General features: G+C 45.7%; 16 protein-coding genes. 8 read left to right on the top strand and 8 right to left on the bottom strand.

The annotated features are described in order from the left end of the window. From U5L75_00715 to U5L75_00695, 5 genes are all read right to left on the bottom strand, one after another. Entirely contained in the window at positions 1-189 is a 189-nt protein-coding gene (locus U5L75_00715) for a HepT-like ribonuclease domain-containing protein (protein ID MDZ7726087.1), read from the bottom strand. Then, entirely contained in the window at positions 182-637 is a 456-nt protein-coding gene (locus tag U5L75_00710; protein ID MDZ7726086.1) for a nucleotidyltransferase domain-containing protein, read from the bottom strand. The genes U5L75_00715 and U5L75_00710 overlap by 8 nt, the downstream gene beginning before the upstream one ends. 379 nt (positions 638-1016) lie before the next feature. Further along, a complete protein-coding gene (hydE, locus tag U5L75_00705) occupies positions 1017-2105 on the bottom strand; it encodes a [FeFe] hydrogenase H-cluster radical SAM maturase HydE (protein ID MDZ7726085.1) in 1089 nt (362 codons plus the stop codon). A gap of 182 nt (positions 2106-2287) precedes the next feature. After that, positions 2288-3514 (bottom strand): [FeFe] hydrogenase H-cluster maturation GTPase HydF, encoded by a 1227-nt coding sequence (gene hydF / locus U5L75_00700; GenBank protein MDZ7726084.1) that lies wholly within the window; start codon positions 3512-3514, stop codon positions 2288-2290. After that, positions 3511-4971 carry a lyase family protein gene (locus U5L75_00695; protein MDZ7726083.1) on the bottom strand — a complete coding sequence of 487 codons (1461 nt, stop codon included), beginning with the start codon at positions 4969-4971 and terminating at the stop codon, positions 3511-3513. Before U5L75_00695 ends, hydF begins: the two co-directional genes overlap by 4 nt. Before the next feature lie 1204 nt (positions 4972-6175). Between U5L75_00695 and trpB the strand changes: the two genes are divergently transcribed. The 6 genes from trpB to lipB all read left to right on the top strand — a co-directional run bounded on the left by trpB (position 6176) and on the right by lipB (position 11827). After that, the gene (gene trpB, locus U5L75_00690) at positions 6176-7492 is read left to right on the top strand and encodes a tryptophan synthase subunit beta (GenBank protein ID MDZ7726082.1); all 1317 of its coding nucleotides are present in this window, start codon (positions 6176-6178) and stop codon (positions 7490-7492) included. A 382-nt stretch (positions 7493-7874) separates the two neighbouring features. Further along, positions 7875-8471, top strand: coding sequence for a hypothetical protein (locus U5L75_00685; protein ID MDZ7726081.1), 597 nt, complete (start codon positions 7875-7877; stop codon positions 8469-8471). 266 nt (positions 8472-8737) lie between these two features. After that, positions 8738-9046, top strand: a complete 309-nt coding sequence (locus U5L75_00680) for a hypothetical protein (GenBank protein MDZ7726080.1) — start codon at positions 8738-8740, stop codon at positions 9044-9046. A gap of 556 nt (positions 9047-9602) precedes the next feature. Continuing rightward, on the top strand, positions 9603-10052 hold the full coding sequence (locus tag U5L75_00675; GenBank protein ID MDZ7726079.1) for a cytochrome c: 450 nt from the start codon (positions 9603-9605) through the stop codon (positions 10050-10052). 150 nt (positions 10053-10202) lie between these two features. After that, entirely contained in the window at positions 10203-11063 is an 861-nt protein-coding gene (lipA, locus tag U5L75_00670) for a lipoyl synthase (protein ID MDZ7726078.1), read from the top strand. 8 nt (positions 11064-11071) lie between these two features. Further along, positions 11072-11827 carry a lipoyl(octanoyl) transferase LipB gene (lipB, locus tag U5L75_00665; GenBank protein ID MDZ7726077.1) on the top strand — a complete coding sequence of 252 codons (756 nt, stop codon included), beginning with the start codon at positions 11072-11074 and terminating at the stop codon, positions 11825-11827. 338 nt (positions 11828-12165) lie between these two features. Here lipB and U5L75_00660 read toward each other — a convergent pair whose 3' ends face one another. Together U5L75_00660 and U5L75_00655 are read right to left on the bottom strand one after the other, a co-directional pair. Further along, a complete protein-coding gene (locus U5L75_00660; protein MDZ7726076.1) occupies positions 12166-14205 on the bottom strand; it encodes a thioredoxin domain-containing protein in 2040 nt (679 codons plus the stop codon). 333 nt (positions 14206-14538) lie between these two features. Next, complete coding sequence (locus tag U5L75_00655; GenBank protein MDZ7726075.1) at positions 14539-14790, bottom strand: YkgJ family cysteine cluster protein; 252 nt, start codon at positions 14788-14790, stop codon at positions 14539-14541. Positions 14791-15162: 372 nt separating this feature from the next. On the opposite strand from U5L75_00655, the gene U5L75_00650 reads away from it, so the two are divergent. Both U5L75_00650 and U5L75_00645 read left to right on the top strand, forming a co-directional pair. Then, positions 15163-15516 carry a hypothetical protein gene (locus tag U5L75_00650; protein MDZ7726074.1) on the top strand — a complete coding sequence of 118 codons (354 nt, stop codon included), beginning with the start codon at positions 15163-15165 and terminating at the stop codon, positions 15514-15516. A 4-nt stretch (positions 15517-15520) separates the two neighbouring features. Then, positions 15521-16438, top strand: a complete 918-nt coding sequence (locus tag U5L75_00645; protein ID MDZ7726073.1) for a GH116 family glycosyl-hydrolase — start codon at positions 15521-15523, stop codon at positions 16436-16438. Positions 16439-17076: 638 nt separating this feature from the next. Here U5L75_00645 and U5L75_00640 read toward each other — a convergent pair. Next, on the bottom strand, positions 17077-17734 hold a 658-nt coding region (locus U5L75_00640), incomplete at its 5' end, for an FAD-dependent oxidoreductase (protein ID MDZ7726072.1).

Raw genomic sequence — 17734 nt, 5'->3', positions numbered from 1 at the left:
CTATATTAATTTACCAAATACTTCCTTTTTTAACGGAGTTAAATGTCTCCTTACAATTGTCCAAATGATACTGGAATCAATGGAGTCATAAGCATGGATTAACCTGTTTCTGAATCCAACAATTTTTTTAGCATTTTGAATAGATGATTCCGGACAATGTTGGTCAAATCTATTAACAGCTTCACCAATTATTCCAAGTTGCCTTTCTTACAGCACTCTGAGTTTTTAAATCAGAAAGAAAATGATTGTAATCAGTAATTGATTCTGTAAATTGTTCTACTAGCTCAATTGCATGTAAAATATCAGATAAGTACTTTTTTCCTTTGTCCGTCATAAATAAGAACTTTCGTTGAATCAATACTTTTTTGAAGGTATGGATTTCTAATAGATGAATTTGTAAGAAGATCAACTTTACTATGGAAGAAATCTTCGAAATTATCCCATAAGGACATAAGAGCCTCACCCTTATCAATGGATCTGAAGAGTCAATCTCCACGAGTAAATCTATATCGCTTTTTTTCTCGTCAAAATTACCTGCAACTGAAGAGCCAAAGGCATATAGGTATTTAACCTTGTGACTTTCGCACAATGATTTGAAATCATCTATTCTGCCAGAGATTTTCTCATTTATGACCATAAAACAAAGATACAACTATTTTAATTAGTCTTTCAATAGAGTAGATGTGGCTGGATCATAAAGTTCGAGAGCATTACCTGCCCCGAATTTACTGGGACCACCCATACATATCTGGTTCCTCCCCATACATATCTAGGTTCCTCCCCATACATATCTGGGACCTGCCCAAACATATCTGAGACCTGCCCAATTTTATATGTTTCATGTCCAGAATTAATCGATGACCTGCCCTGTACCTTGAAGGGAGTAGACATAATTCTTAACATGCAGTATAATAGATTATAATGGGGTTTCGTATATTTTTAGCTTTGCAGCTAAAGAACTCTGTGGATAATCATTAATTGAAAATCGAACGTTTTTGGAAGATTTATATATCCTTCTATCCCTTATTCCGCTTCAAGAAATGCCGTGAATCTCCCCATTCGCCATACCCGATCTCCCCGTCGGCCAACTTCAACCGCGCATCCAGACACCCCTTGCACTGATCCGGCTCCTCATCGGTACACGGCTTGTTCTCATACAACGCGTAATCGTTCCGGAACAACCCGGGCGTCACATTCGGCATAATTACATTCGCCCCAATCTTTACCGCCTTCTCCCTTCCTAACGGGTCGATCGCCTGAAGGGCCGTAGCAGCGGCAATGTTAATGTCCTTCATCAATATCCGCAGCGTGGCAATCATCTTTAACGCCAGATCAAACCGCTCCCCAATCGGCAATAACTGATCCCTGAATGCATACAGCGGTGTGTCGTGGTGCTCAATATATGGTCCCATTCCCACCATGTCAACATCAAACGACTGCATGAACAATAAATCGTCCGCCAGATCCTCCACGGATTGAAACGGCAGACCGATCATCACCCCTGTACCTGCCTGATAACCCAACTCCTGCAGGGTGCGAAGACAGTCATACCGCCTATCAAATTCATGGTGCTCATCGTGGGGATGGATCTTGTTGAACAATGCCCTGCTCGACGATTCGATGCGAAGAAGGTACCTGTGCGCCCCGGCTTCCATCCAACGCGCATAGGTGTCGCGCGATTGCTCCCCGAGGGAAAGGGTAATGCCCAATCCTCCATCCGATAGTTTTTTAATCTCTTGCAGCAACCGCTCGATCCGTTCCGTGAACTTCGGGGAATCAATCTCTCCCCCCTGTAATACGACCGAACCATAGTTGTTCTCATACGCAAAACGGGCCGCTTCAAGAATCTCTTCATCCGATAAATTATACCGCGATACCTTCTTGTTGCCCTTCCTGATCCCACAGTAGTAACAATCCTTCGAACAGATATTCGAAAACTCAATCAACCCGCGAAAATATACCTTGTTTCCTACATGCTCCTGCTTCACCTGCGCAGCATAGCGAAAAAGCTGCTTCTTCTCCTCACCCTCCGCCGACAGCATGGAGATCAGGTCATGCTTCTCCAGTCTCTCTTTTTGTAAAATCTCCTTTATCCTCATCTCCATATATCCTTGATGTATATAAATTTTAAAATCATGCCTCATCAATCAGGATATCATTCATCAATACATGTATCGGTCTGCTGAAACAGTGTCATTGCCCCATGATCATTCTGTATCGGTCCGGCTATTTGCGAAGCGATTATCATATGACTGAGGTAGTTGCCCATAGTGCTGAGCGATCCGCATTATAAATAATCTGTATCGGTCCAACTCTCCTTCACAAACGGAGCAATCGCCCGGCTGTAAATCCCCTGCATCCAGGCAATCGCCATCCCGTAATTGGTTACCGGAACCCCCGCATCAACAGCGGGCTTCAACCTGTTAATCAGCTGTTTTCGTGTAATCATACATGCGCCGCACTGAATCACCATGCTGTAATCGGTGATCTCCCCCGGTACATCGCTCAAACCGCTCACCACCTCGTACTCAAGCTCTGCACCACTGAACTGTGACAACCACCGCGGAATTTTCACCCGCCCGATATCGTCACACGACACATGATGCGTGCACGACTCCAAAATCAACACCTTGTCGCCGCTCTTCAATGCTGAAAGCCTGGGCGTCCCCCGCAGGTAATTTTCAAAATCGCCTTTGTACCGCGCCAGCACCGTACTGAAGCTGGTCAGGGGAATATCCGGCGGCACGGAACCATCTGCCTTCAGAAATACCTGGCTGTCGCAGATCGCTAGCGCCGGTCGGGGTTGCAGTCTCCTCAGCAAGGTGTCGATCTCCCGCTCCTTCGCCACCACGGCAATGGCATCATTGTCTAAAATATCCCTGATCGCCTGTACCTGGGGAAGGATCAGGCGACCCTCCGGCGCTTCATCATCGATAGGAGTAATAAGCAAAACCAAATCACCCTGCCGAATGATATCACCCACCAGCGATTTCGAGAGATAGGCTGTCTCCGGGATGTGGTCGCGCATCAACTTCACCAGCAACTCTTTATTCACAGGATCAACCGATGAATATTCAATCAACTGCCCGGCATGCTCCGTACCAAGCTTGTCAAGCAACACGCTCTCCACTGGCTGAAGATCACTTTTGTTATGCACCAGCACCCACGGAACCTCCCACTTCTCAAACTCAGTGACCATCTGCTCCTCTGGCGCTCCAAACTGGTTCATTGCCAACACAAGAACCCCAAGATCAATCTTCCTGATCGTGTCCCGCGTTCGCCCCACACGCTTGCCACCCAGCTCCCCGATATCATCCATCCCCGCAGTATCAATCATCACCACCGGACCGATCCCCGGGATCTCAATCGATTTCTTAACCGGATCGGTCGTCGTCCCGGGAACCTCGGAGACAATGGCGACATCCTGACCCGTCAGTGAGTTGATCAGCGAGCTTTTCCCGTTGTTCCGCCTTCCGAAAATCCCTATATGCGGCTTTGAATTGCTTCCCTTCACTGCTCCTCCTTATTAAATTCAATGATATCCTGTACCGAAAAACCTTTTTTCAACAGCTGCTCGGCGGTCATAATCTTTTTGAGTTTGTCGACCGGTACCATACCCAATGCCTCGTTGGCTGCAAAAATATCCACCCGCTGCTTTTTCATGTATGCTGAAAGCTCGGCTGACCGGTGGTAGCCGATGAGGGGCGATAGGGCAGTGGTTACCGCCTGACTATGAAACAGCCTTGATGCGGCCAACCGGGCATCGATCTCTATCCCGCCGAGCAGATGCTCCTTCACCGCTTTATCCATGGAAATGAGCAGCTTCAGGCTGCCGATCATCGCACCACCGATGGAGGGCAAATAGGCGTTCAGCTCTAAATTGCCCTGACCCGCAAGTGCGGTAATCAGCTGGTCGTTGCTGTAGATCTGATGCGCCGCTGAGATAACATACTCGGGGATCACGGGGTTTACCTTGCCTGGCATGATCGAGCTGCCTGCCTGGCGCGCAGGAAGGTGCAACTCTCTTTCCCCGGAAAGTCCCGACGAGAGCAGCCGCAGATCGCTCACCATCTTCTCCAGGCTGACCGCATGCGCCTTCAGAATGGCATGCACCTCCACCAGCGAATCCTGGTTGGTGGTAATGTCTGTGAGATTTTCCCCTTGTGCGAGGGGCAGTCCGGTGATCTTCCTTAGCTGGCCGACCACCTCCATGATATAGAACCTCGGAATAGAGATGCCGGTGCCTGTCGCACCACCGCCCAGGTTGACCTGCTTGATCCGCTCAAAGGCTTTCGAGATCCTCCACCAGTCGCGCGAAAAAGCTTCACTGTACGTGCCGAAAAGCTGTCCGTAGGTGCCCGGTACCGCCTCTTGTAACTGTGTATAGCTGACCCGCACCGTGCTCCTGTGTTTTTTTTCAAGCTTTTCGGTCTCCTGGCGTGTGCCGTTTACGGCTGACTCCAATTGATTGAGCAGTTCCATGACAGCCACGGTGAGGGCGGTGGGAACCACATCATTGGTCGACTGATAGATGTTGGCGGTTTCGATGGGGTCGATGATGTTGTAACTCCCAGGCTCCTTTCCAATCAGCTGCAGGGCCCTGTTGGCAATGATCTCGTTGATGTTCATGTTGATGCTCGTACCCGCTCCTCCCTGTACCGCGGGAACGACAAAATGTAGATAGTGCTCGCCCGAGCTGACCTCGGTGGCAGCCGCTAGCAGGGCATCAAGTATTTTTGCAGAAGGGATTCTTAGCTCCGAAAGCAAACCAGGATGCTCCTTCTCAATTGCCTTCCTGAATTTTATGACTGTTTCGTAACAGGCCAGTTTTACCTTGCCGGTCGCTTTGTACCATTCGATGTGAAAAGGCTCCTGGTTAGGGAAGTTTACGGATGCGCGCGCGGAATGGATGCCGTATAATGCTTCGGCAGGTAACTGTATCTCACCCAGAAAATCCTTTTCCGTTCTCATCTGTTCCGGTTTCCTGCAAAAATAGCGCTAAAAAGGGGAGTGACAAAATGTTTTGTGAATTGAATAACAATACAGGTTAAGAATGAGGGATTTTTGTTCGTAAAGCAAACTCCCCAAAGATGAAGGTATTTATCTTTAATATGCTTATATAAAATATAGAAATATAATAAGTTAACCTGTCTTTTAGACTGTCGGTTAATTATTCTTCCACCTTTGTCGGAATTATGAGCTCCACATCGTTCCGGTTGTTAAATGAGCTTAGTGAGCTCGCTGCTTGTTGCTATCGCGGTCGATCATGTTGTTAAGTCTTTTTTTATTCTGAAGTACATGGTTGATTGCTGTCCAACTTGTCGGATTTCATTTACCAGCTTAAAACTATCGGATGAACCCCTCATCATTGGAAATAGATATTTGGCTTCGCCGAGCTAAAGGTTCAGCGGTGCAAAGGCAAAAGGAGATGTATAAATGTTTCCGTAGCGGACTGTTCGATGATGAGGGTTGCTCATATAGAGTTATATTTTAGCGGTATTCGCGAGCTCACTGCGTTCGGTTCGCCGAGCACCTTTGAGTATATTTTATTATGCGAGGTAACAACCGGAACGAAGTGGAGCTCATGAGGCCGACTTAGGAGGACGAATAACTTACTTGTCGTTAATACGATATTTAAATTATTTTATATCAAGTAGTTAAATAAAGTATTAATACATATGAAATGTCACAATTTCAATGTGCATGCCAGATATTTAAAGTCTTTTTATGCTGTTATTTGATGGGATATAGCTAAATTTATATGGATCGGGTTCAAATAACTCGGATCTGTTTTGAATTAAAAAATTATTATTCATATTTGTATATTAAATCGATGATTATGACAACCATTTCACATTCTCAGTTTTGGTGGTGGCATAACTTACTGCGGTGAGAATGGGAGAGTACTGAAAAGGAACAAAAAGCCTCGGGAAATTCCGGGGCTTTTTTAAATCAGCTGCATTGGGAGCTATGTGGCTTAGCCCTATCGGAATCCACAGGTCATGTAGCATAAGGCAGTAAAGGTGCGAAAGGGACCCCGGCTCCGTAGATGCCGAATGGCTATAGCAGTAAGGTGCCAAAGGGACCCTGGCTCCGTAGATGCAAAATGTCTGTTAATGTGTAATGTAAAAAGAATGTTAATGATACATAAAGTTTTGATATGGTGGATTAGCCAATGCCTTTCCTGGGGATGGCGAACGCAGGCAAACATATGCCTGCATCACAAACTCCGGCATGCTTCATTTACAAGATGCTCATCATTATAAACAGAGTTAAGCATACACTAGCAAAACGAGTCAAAAAACATACAACAAAACATGGAACCTTCAACAACAACAACAAAAACAGATATTACGGACAATACGGCGGTGCATTTGTTCCGCCGGTGCTAGAACCGAACCTCACACGCCTTGCCGAAAGTTTTTTTAAATTGAAAAACGATGTCGACTTTAACCTTGAATATGAGTACTACCTGAAATATTACGTAGGCAGACCCTCACCGCTCTTCCTGGCAGAAAGGCTTTCAGCTGAGGTAGGAAGCAAGATCTACCTGAAACGCGAAGACCTGAACCATACCGGGGCCCACAAGATCAACAACACTGTGGGACAGATCCTGATGGCCAAACATATGGGTGCCAAAGAGGTGATCGCCGAAACCGGGGCCGGTCAGCACGGCGTTGCAACCGCCACAGCTGCAGCACTATTTGGTATTCCCTGCAAGGTGTTCATGGGTGCTGTCGATATTAAGCGCCAGGCGATGAACGTGAGCCGGATGAAGCTGCTGGGTGCCGAAGTACTGCCTGCAACACAGGGGTCACAGACCCTTGCTGATGCAGTGGATGCCGCACTGGGCTACTTTATCGAGAATCCAGATTCCTTCTACTGCCTTGGCTCACAGGTTGGTCCGCACCCTTATCCCAACATTGTAGGATTCTTCCAGAGTATCATCGGAAAGGAGGCTCGTGAGCAGTTCCTTGAAGCCGAGGGTAAACTGCCCGATAGCATCTACGCATGTGTAGGAGGTGGATCGAATGCAATCGGACTCTTCCAGGGATTTCTCGACGACACCTCAGTGGCCATTCATGGCGCTGAAGGAGGTGGGGAAGGAGCCCTCCCTAAAACAGCCGCTACACTAAACCTCGGCAAACAGGGCGTCTTCCAGGGTACTTTCTCCTATTGTCTCATGGATCATGATGATAAACCTGCACAGTCATGGTCTATCGCTGCCGGACTCGATTACCCGGGTATCAGTCCGCAACATGCCAACCTGAAGGATACAGGTCGCGCGCAATACCATGTTGTTACCGATAAGGAGGCGATCCAGGCATTCAGATTGCTCTCTAAGCTGGAGGGTATTATTCCCGCCATCGAATCGTCACACGCCATTGCACTCGCCATGAAACTAATGAAGGACAAAAAGGATGAAGTGGCACTGATTAACCTCTCAGGCAGAGGCGACAAGGATGTTGAAAGGGAGCTGGAAGAGTATTAACAGTGATTCAGAAGCTCTTGTTGATCGTAATATTTACTGGAGGAAAGCAATGTTTACCGTGGAATATCGATTTCTACTGCAGAATCCAACATATGCTTCAGGTTAGCAGTTTACTGCAGGACCGCCTAAGATTCATGGGGTTATCTGTCGGTAGTGAAAATGCCGGTTGATCGCCATTTATGAAGCCCCATCTCTTATTTTACCTGTAGTTCGCTTGTACGTGGGATATTTAAGGATCGGGTGGTAGTTTATATATTGCTGTAGAATCGTAGGAAGAGGCATGCATTTATAAAAAGCCACAATTGGGAATCCCCGATTGTGGCTTTCTATTAAACTCTTATCCATTTGGGTTGTTATTAAATAGAAACCAAATCGATGAATTATGAGAGTTTTATATCATTCTTTTCTGGCACTTATACTTGCTACAGCCTGCAACCAGCCGGCAAGTAATGAATTGACCGCTGATACTGAAAATGGAGGATTGACATTGTCCGAAGGGTTTTCTGCAATTATAGTGGCGGATGAGTTGGGACCCGGCAGACATATTACTGTAAGAGAGAATGGCGATGTCTATGTTTCATTACGCAATTTGCAGGATGGCAAAGGCGCCGTTGCGCTGAGGGATACGACAGGCGATGGGAAAGCAGATCTGATAAAGTATTTTGGTTCAGTCTCCGGAACTGGAATAGAGATGCACAAAGGATTTCTCTATTCTAGCGCAGATTCAATGGTTGTGCGTTATCCCTTTTCCAATGCTGAAGATCTGCTGCCGCAAGAGGATTATGAGATTATTGCCGGTGGATTGGTTGATGAAAGGCAGCACGCTGCAAAACCCTTTGAGTTTGATGGAGAAGGAAATATGTATGTGACCATCGGAGCACCTTCAAACGCCTGTATGGAACAGATGCGTACCAAAGGATCACCCGGTATGGATCCAGTGTCCGATCCTCGATTATGCCGGTGGCGTCTGGCGATTTAAGGATGATGTGGCTGGCCAGGATCAGATGAGGGATGGATACCGCTATTCAACCGGTATACGTCATGCTGTGGCACTGAAATGGAATGATCATGCAGGAAAATTGTACGCCGTACAACATGGAAGGATCAACTTCATCAATTTTTTCCTGAGATGTATGACGAACAGCAAAATGCTGATTTGCCTGCTGAGGAATTCCTGATGCTGGATGATGGAGCTGATTTCGGATGGCCCTACTGCTACTATAATTCCTTTCAGGGAAAGCAAAGGTGCTTGCTCCTGAATACGGTGGTGACGGAGAGATAATAGGTCGGTGTGAAGCTAAGACAGATCCGATCATGAGTTTTCCGGCACATATTGCTCCAAATGATCTTTTATTCTACAGTAATACCCAATTTCCTGAAAGTTACCACCATGGTGCATTTGTTGCTTTTCACGGTTCATGGAACCGTGCTCCGCTTCCTCAGGAGGGCTATAATATCGCTTTCGTGCCGTTTTCCGGAGCTCTCCCTTCGGGCGACTGGGAAGTGTTTGCCGATGGATTTTCTCAACAGAAAGAGGTTAAAAACCCGGGATGATGCCGAACACCGGCCATGCGGTCTGGCTGTCGGATCCGATGGTTCGCTGTATGTTGTCGATTCCAGAAAGGGTCGGGTTTGGAGGATATTCTTTACAGGTTAGAAAATTCAGGATAATTACGCTAATTTCGCTGGGATATGTTGGCCTCTCTTTTGAATAGCGGAGGAATTCTTCATCATTATACTTCCCTGGCTTAATACTTGATATGAATAGCTTATTCCAGTCACTTGTAGTTAAAACAATAGTTATATTATTTTATATCAAGCATTTAAATAAAGAATTAATACATATGAACCCCTCATCATTGAGAATAGGTATTTGGCTTCGCCGAGCTAAAGGTTCAGCGGTGCAAAGACAAAAGGACATGTATAAATGTGCCGATAGCGAACTCTTCCATGATGAGGGCTCGCTGAGCACCATTGAAAATATTTTTCTGTGAGGCTACAAGTTACCTGTATAAAAATCGATAGTTAAATTATTTTATATCAATTAGTTAAATAAAGGATTAATACTTATGAAATCTGTTATTTATAATAATATTTGTTATTCTTCTTGATGGCAATATCCTGCTCAGGAAAGAGCAAAAAAGCAAATGCACGAGCGGTATCACCTGATTCTGTAAAGAAAGAGTTGTCTGCTGTAATTCCAGCAGCTGACCTTTCCAATCATCCGGGAAAGCAACTCTATGCAAAACAATGTCTTCCCTGTCATCAGGCCGATGGAAGTGGTGTTCCCGGCATGTTTCCTCCGCTGGATAAGGAATGGGTGGACGGTGATAATGAAACCCTCATCAGTATCGTGGTTCACGGAATGGATGGAGAGATTGAGGTGAATGGCGAAATCTACAACCAGATCATGGCACCCCTGCCGCATCTTTCCGACCAGGAGGTGAAGGATGTACTGAACTATGTCAGGATGGAATTTGGTTCCTCCGATAACGAAATATCCACCGCGGAGGTAAGGGAAGTGAGGAATTCGGGATCAGGAAAAAAGGGATATCAGTGATTTATTAACAGCTTACCAAAGTTTTTGCAACAGGATGTAGTAGGTTTGCAAAAACATGTTTACCGGTTGGTATACTTAATTCGGGAAGAGTTGAAAATATATTGCAACGCTTTTTATACTTTTGGACTTTTAATTTAAAGTATAGCAGCAATGGATGCACGTCAGGAAAGAAAGCGTCTGCCACACTGGATGAAGATGCAGATGCCGGGGGGTAAGCACTATATGCAGGTAAAGGAGGTGGTTCAAAAAAACAGGCTGCATACCATCTGCACCAGCGGCAATTGTCCGAATATAGGTGAATGCTGGGCTGAGGGGACTGCCACGTTTATGATCCTGGGCGACACATGTACACGGGCCTGTAAGTTCTGTGCCGTTCATACGGGACGACCATTGCCACCGGATCCGGACGAGCCTTATCGCCTTGCCGATTCTATCAGAAAGATGGGAATCAGTCATGCGGTAATTACATCGGTTGACCGGGATGATCTGCCCGACAAAGGGGCTGGTTTCTGGGCGGAAACGATCCGTATACTCAAAAAAGAGATCCCTGATCTTACCATGGAGACACTGATCCCTGATATGGATGGGGACGCAAAGCTGATCGGACAAATTATTGAAGCGGGACCTGAAGTGATATCACATAACCTGGAGACAGTCAGAAGACTAACCCCCCAGATTCGTACACGGGCCAGGTATGATACAAGCCTGCAGGTGATCCGCCAGATCAGTGAATCGCCCTGTGTTTCAAAGTCAGGCATCATGCTGGGACTGGGAGAAACTGAACAGGAGATTATTCAGACAATGGATGATCTCATTGAAGTGGGCTGTGAGGTTATGACAATCGGACAATACCTTCAGCCGACAATGGAACATTTGCCGGTGGAAGTGTATGTAACACCTGAAAAGTTTGCCGAATATGAAAAGATTGCCCTGACGAAGGGATTTACACATGTTGAAAGCAGTCCGCTCGTACGCTCTTCGTATCATGCGGCTAAACACATCAAAAAATAATCAAAGCGATGCCAGAAATAATTTTTCGTGACCTAGGGGTCATGGACTATAAAAAGACCTGGGACTACCAGGAGGAGCTGTTCGGTAAATGGATGGAGTATAAGCGTAAGGTAGGCCAGGTAGTCCGCGGCAGCCAGGTGGACCAGGATAACCAGGGAGAGCAGGGGAGCCAGAGTGATCCGGGTACCCCCGCCGGACCGGGCGATCCCCCGGGACAGTACCTGCTGTTTGTTGAGCATCCGCATGTATATACGCTTGGTAAAAGTGGGAATGAGACCAATATGTTGATTCATAAGGAGTTTTTGGAGAAGATCGACGCCACCTATTACAAGATCAACAGGGGAGGAGATATTACCTATCATGGGCCGGGACAGATCGTTGGCTATCCGATTCTCGATTTGGAATCGCATAACATGGGACTGAAGGGGTATATCGGTTTTCTGGAAGAGTCGATCATTGAAATCTGCCGGAATTATGGAATTGAGGCTTCGCAATCGAAAGAGGCAACCGGGGTGTGGATCGATGAGGATCATCCGCACAAGGCCCGAAAGATATGTGCCATCGGGGTGCGCACCAGCAGGTATGTGACCATGCATGGGTTTGCTTTTAATGTCAATACGGATTTGGACTACTTTACCTATATCAATCCTTGTGGATTTCAGGAAAAAGGGGTTACTTCGATGGAGAAGGAGCTGGGCAAAAAGATGGATATGGAGAAGGTGAAAAATGAACTGAAAGATATTTTGCTGAATAGACTGAGATAAGCAATCAAATGCTGCTTGCTTCTCACTTATGTTACAGTAATAAAGTCCTTGTTTTATCCTTTTATTTTCTCTTCCTGTCAAATAGACCCATCACTCCCTCTCGACAACGACTACTCACTCCATCGCTTTCTTTACTTCAACGTACTATTCAATCACAGCCTCACCACTTTATTACATCACTCCATAGCCCATTACTTCAACGTTCCATCATTACAACGTTCCGTCATCAATACAACAACGTTGACTCTACTACATTCACATCGACTCTCATCACTTCCTATCCCCATCTTTGCATATCTGTGACATAATATCAGGAACAATGTGCAATTTGAAACTAATCAATCGTTTAAAATCTGTTTCAGGGCATCTTCGGCAGTTGTGACAGGCTGTTTGCATGTTTTGTTTCTACATACGTAGATGGTGGTCTGACCAGCAACCAGTTTGTTTTTCATCAGTGGTAAATTTCCCTCCTGCCTGCCTCCCATAAGGAAAACATCGGGCAGATAATACTTTTCAAAACTCTGTCTAATCAGCTCATATTCAGGTCCGATAATTGCCACCTCAAAGGGGTCCCGGGCAAACCAGGCATGTAAATTATCCCAGTTAGAGTAGTATTCACCGCCGGTCATTGCGTGCTCCCTGACATTGTTGAGCATTCTTTTTGACTTTAGGATATAGTCATCATTGTTGAAATATTTTCCTGTCAGATAGAGGTTCTTGGCCATTTCAGAGCTGGCCGATGGGATTACATTGTCGGGAATCTCCATTTTTCGTGCAACCAGTTTCGGATCTGTATCTGAGGTATAATACAACATACCGGTGTTGTCGTCGTAAAAATGAGAAAGGACAGAAGCACACAGCCTGTTTGCATCATTCAGCCAATTTTCGTCGAAGGTGGCCTGGTACAATGAAATATATGCTGAAATGGTAAATGCATAATCGTCCAGGAAACCATGAATGGACGCCTTGCCGTTTTTGTAATTTCTAAAAAGCTGGTAATCTTTTGAAAACATATTCTTTTTCAAAAATTCAGCGTTTGCAACTGCATGATCAAGATAGGATCGGTTCCCGAAAACATTATATGCATCAATATAGCCCTGTATCATTAATGCATTCCACGATGTCAGGATTTTGTCGTCCAGTCCCGGATACACTCTTTTTTCCCTTGCGGCCAACAGTTTTTCTTTGGCATGATCCACGATTTCTTCTAATTCAGCCGCTGTAAGCTTATATTTTTCCAACAGACTTTCCGCGTTGTCCGTTGTAAACAGGATATTTATGCCATTCTCCCAATTTCCTCCCTCCGCCAGGTTATAATAATCGATCATCAAATCGGCATGTTCTCCCAAAACCTCCCTGAATTCCTGCACACTCCATACATAGTATTTCCCCTCGATCCCTTCGCTGTCAGCATCCAGGGCAGAATAAAATCCGCCCTCATCTGAGGTTAACTCTCGTTCGATAAAGGTCAGCGTTTCGGTAACGACCTTTTTAAACAGGGGTATTTTTGTTGACTGGTATGCCTTGGAGTACAGGCTGACCAGCTGGGCATTGTCGTATAACATTTTCTCAAAATGAGGCACTTTCCATTTTTCGTCTGTAGCGTAACGCGCGAAGCCGCCTCCCACCTGGTCATATATTCCGCCGCCAGCCATCTTGGTGAGCGTTAACGTTACAGCTTCCAGTGCTTCTTTATCGCCTGTGAGATAATGGTAAAACAGCAGGAATTGGTAACCACCTGGCAATGGGAATTTTGGAGCTCCGAGGGTACCTCCAAGTTTGAAATCAAGTCGCCTTTTCCATGAGGAAAATATCTGTTTCAATTCTTCCAGGTTAAATTCAGCAACATCACCACTTTTCATATAAGCTGACTCCTGCACCTGTATACCATGGGTCAGCTGTTGTGCCTGCTCCTCAGTTTTGTCGGGATGATTTTGCACAAATTCGTTTACCTGGCGAAGTACCTCAATCCACTGTTCGGAAGTAAAATAGGTTCCACCGTATATCGGGCGACCATCAGGCAGGGCGATACAGTTCAGGGGCCAGCCACCCTGACCGGTAAGCAGTTGAACCGCGTTCATATATACCTGGTCAATATCAGGGCGTTCCTCCCTGTCAACTTTTATCGATACAAAATGTTTATTCATGAATGCTGCAACATCTTCGTCTTCAAAGCTTTCATGTTCCATAACATGACACCAGTGACAGGCAGAGTAGCCTATGCTGATAATCATGAGCTTGTTCTCTTCCCTGGCTTTCTTTAATGCTTCTTCACCCCACGGGTACCAGTCGACCGGGTTGTGTGCATGCTGCAACAGATACGGACTGCTTTCGTGGATAAGTTGATTGGTAAATTTGTGTTGTTTGTGGGTTGTCATAAGATGTCTTTTTATACTGCTTAGAACAATATGAAATATTGAAAGTTCAGTGAAAGGTGCAACTGATCTGATTGGTAATTTGAAAAATGGACTCAGTCTATCATTATGCTACAATAACTTGACAGATACTACATTGAGCAATAAGGAGATTTGATAATTAGGAGAAAGACTTCAGCCGCCGGTGGAAGCTTGCACCACCGCTAACCTTGTGCGCTAAAGCTATAGCGGTGGTGCAAGCCTTAGCGTACCCGGTTAGCCCAGGAGCCCGGGTACCATTGAAAAAATTTCCTGGGCGGGGCAGCAACAGGACCGATGTGGAACCAATGAGTTCGTTTACAGGGAACCCTCTTCCAGCACAGAAAGCAGAATAATGGCTTCCTCCCTGTCTATCCCGCATACAGCCGGATCGGCCTGGAATTTATCACATACTGCCGGACGATCCGGGTGGTTGTAGATACCGCAGTTGAAATCATCTGTTAAATGTATACACCGCGTTCCAGCCGGTTTTCCGTTAGGCATGCCCGGGATGGGAGAACTTATGGATGGTGCGATGCAACATGCACCGCATCCTGACCTGCATTTCATCTATTTTTTTATAGGTGAACCCAATTTTGTCCGCCTGAACACTGCTCAAGCGCAGGGTGCTCTTATAAGCCTTATTTTACTCTGAACAACTCAGATTCTTTGTTGTTTCGTTAAGTGAGCAAAATGTCATACTATCTGCTTATTTTACCGAAAAACCAGATCATCGTTCTGTTTCAAAAATAACAAAAACTATCTTTGGAATGATGAGGGGTTCATCGAATTCTTTTTATAGTTGATCTGATTTGTCTGCCTGAACGCTGCTCAAGCGCAGGTAACTTAAAAAACCAGACATCTTGCTGCTTCAAAATAATAAAAACCATCTTTGTATTAAGAATAGAAAAGATCTTTAAACAGTTTTATGCGGAATATCAGATGAGGAATTTATTTTTCATTGTATTTGTTGTGTTGGCAGTTGCTGGCTGCTCAGAAGATGATCACAGGATTGATATTTCATACACGGGTGAGCAGCTCTCTTCAATTCAGACACCCCTGGGGGGGATTGGAACCGGCAGTATGGTGCTGAATGGGTGTGGTGGTATACGTGAATTTGATCTATTGAAAAGCCCTTTGCCAGCGAAAGAGGATGATCTCCTGTCTTTTTTTGCCTTGCATATAGCAGCTGAAGATAATGAACCGGTGGTCCGTTTGTTGGAGCGCAATTGTACGAATGGCGTCAGGATCTCTAGTGGAGACATGTTGCAGAGTCTGGATCAGGTCTTCTGGTAGAAACATGCTTCAGCAGTCAGGAATTCAAGGATTCAGTGAGGCTGTTTTTCACAATGCATACCCGGTGGTAAACATCGACCTGCTGGATGAGTCGGTTCCCCTGGAAGTTACCATGAATGCATGGAGTCCTCTCATTCCTGTTGACCTTTTGAATAGCAGCTTGCCCGCTGCCGTGATCGAATGGGACCTGGTCAACCCGGGTAGAAAAAAAATGACATATTCCATTCTGTTTATGATAGAGAATCCGCTCAATCCGGCTTTACAAGGTGACGCTTCAATTTCCGAAAGATTAGCTATAACATCACACTCAGTCAGTGGTTGGGAGGGTATTACCTTCAGCAATTATCAAGGTGAATCTCCCGGTTCGGAATCTGGAGCAATAAGGATAATGACTCCTGGCCACAGTAATATGTCATTGTTACACTACAGTGATAGAACAGATGCAGATGAGCATTTTAAAAGGGAATTTCTGACTGATGGTATATTAAAGAGCCGTGGTGATGATGTTTCGCAAATCGGTAACGAACCGGGTGTGGCTGCTATCCATATCTCCGGCACCCTGCAACCCGGTGAGTCTGTTAACATACCCTTTCTCTTTTCATGGCACATTCAATGGCAAATCAGCGAGGGACAGTCAGCAAAATGCAAGGTAGCAAAAAGCGCTGAGGGAAAAGCTGCGAAAGCTAAAACTGAGCATACTGATGAAACATCAGGCATGGTGGAAGTACAAAGTACAAGCAATGAAAATCTATATTTTCAAAGGTTTACTGACATAGATCATCTTTCAGGATACCTGGTAAATGAATTTGAAAAACTCAGAAAGAAAACCCTTCAATTTAGCCATGCCATTATTACCTCCACTGTACCCCCGGGAGTGGTGGATACAATGATGACAGATTTGGCGGTCGCCATCGGGAAATAGCAGGGAGGGTAAGATTTTTGCACTAATGTAATGAGTGGGTGAAGAAGATACAGGCAGGATTGCCAGGAAGAGGTGAGTGGTGATATCGGACAGTAGCGAATAGCAGGAGCCAGCGATAGCCTGTATCCGCATCAACAATATGATGAGGGTGAAGGAGTTCAGCGATAGCAGGGGCACGATGCTGATTAACGATGAGGGGTGGAGGTATAGGAATTCACCGGTTATTCTTACGAAGAAAAAACCCAGGTAATGAAAATATCACCGGCAATTGATGTGCTGCCGGTACGCTGTTTCTGGTCAACAAGCACCGGCTGGGGACAATCAACATTTCCCGGGCAGCAATCGTTCTGGAATGTATCCACGGTTCCCTGGATCTGAAGCAACTTATCCTGGAGGGCCGGTCATTCTTTGTATTCAGAGAGTTTGTGCCCTCGCAGGATGCTTTTACATCTTACAGTGACGAGGCATTAAGAATTGCATTCCCGACAGGACTTTCGTTAAAGGAGGGAGCTGCTTTTCGTATGGAAATACCTTAGGCATAAAACAGTCGCACAGTCCTATGTAATTTTGAGTGTTGGACCTATAAAATGGAAGGTATGCAGTGAAAGCTTTACTTATGGCTAAACTTATAGCTCAACTTATTTCAGCTTCTCAACCAGATACTCATTCACACTTTTAGCAACCCTCCGTCCGCTGGCAATGGCATTCACTATGAGAGTTGCACCTGTAATGGCGTCTCCTCCTGCAAATACATTGTCAATGCTGGTCTGGTGTTTGCTGCTTACCCTGATATTGTTGCGTTCGGACAGGTTGAGTCCCAGATCAGTTACCAATCCCTCCAGCACAGGGTGCACAAACCCCATGGCAAGCAATACCAGGTCGGCCGGGATGGTCTCTTTCGTTCCGGGAACGGGGTTCATGGCGTGACTTCCATTCACCAGGCTCCACTCAACCTGTTCTATATCGGCAGAGACAACACGCTGCTGCTGTTCATTGAATTTTACTGTGGAAATATTCCAGCGCCGTTTACATCCCTCTTCATGCGAGGTGGTTGTTTTAAGGATCTTACCGTAGTAGGGCCAGGGATTGTCAGCTGTTCGTTTTTCCGGGGGCTTTGGAAGGATCTCAATTTGTGTAACACTTTTGGCTTTCTGACGGATAGAGGTGCCGACACAATCCGATCCGGTATCTCCTCCTCCGATAACCAATACATGGCGACCTTCAGCTGATATCCTCGAATCGTAGGGGATCTGTTTTCCAGCTACAACACGATTCTGTTGTGATAGGAAATCCACG

This window comes from Candidatus Campbellbacteria bacterium, assembly GCA_034521025.1.
Taxonomy (GTDB): Bacteria; Patescibacteriota; Minisyncoccia; order Phycocordibacterales; family JAXHMZ01; genus JAXHMZ01.
This window is presented reverse-complemented; position numbering and strand designations above follow the sequence as displayed.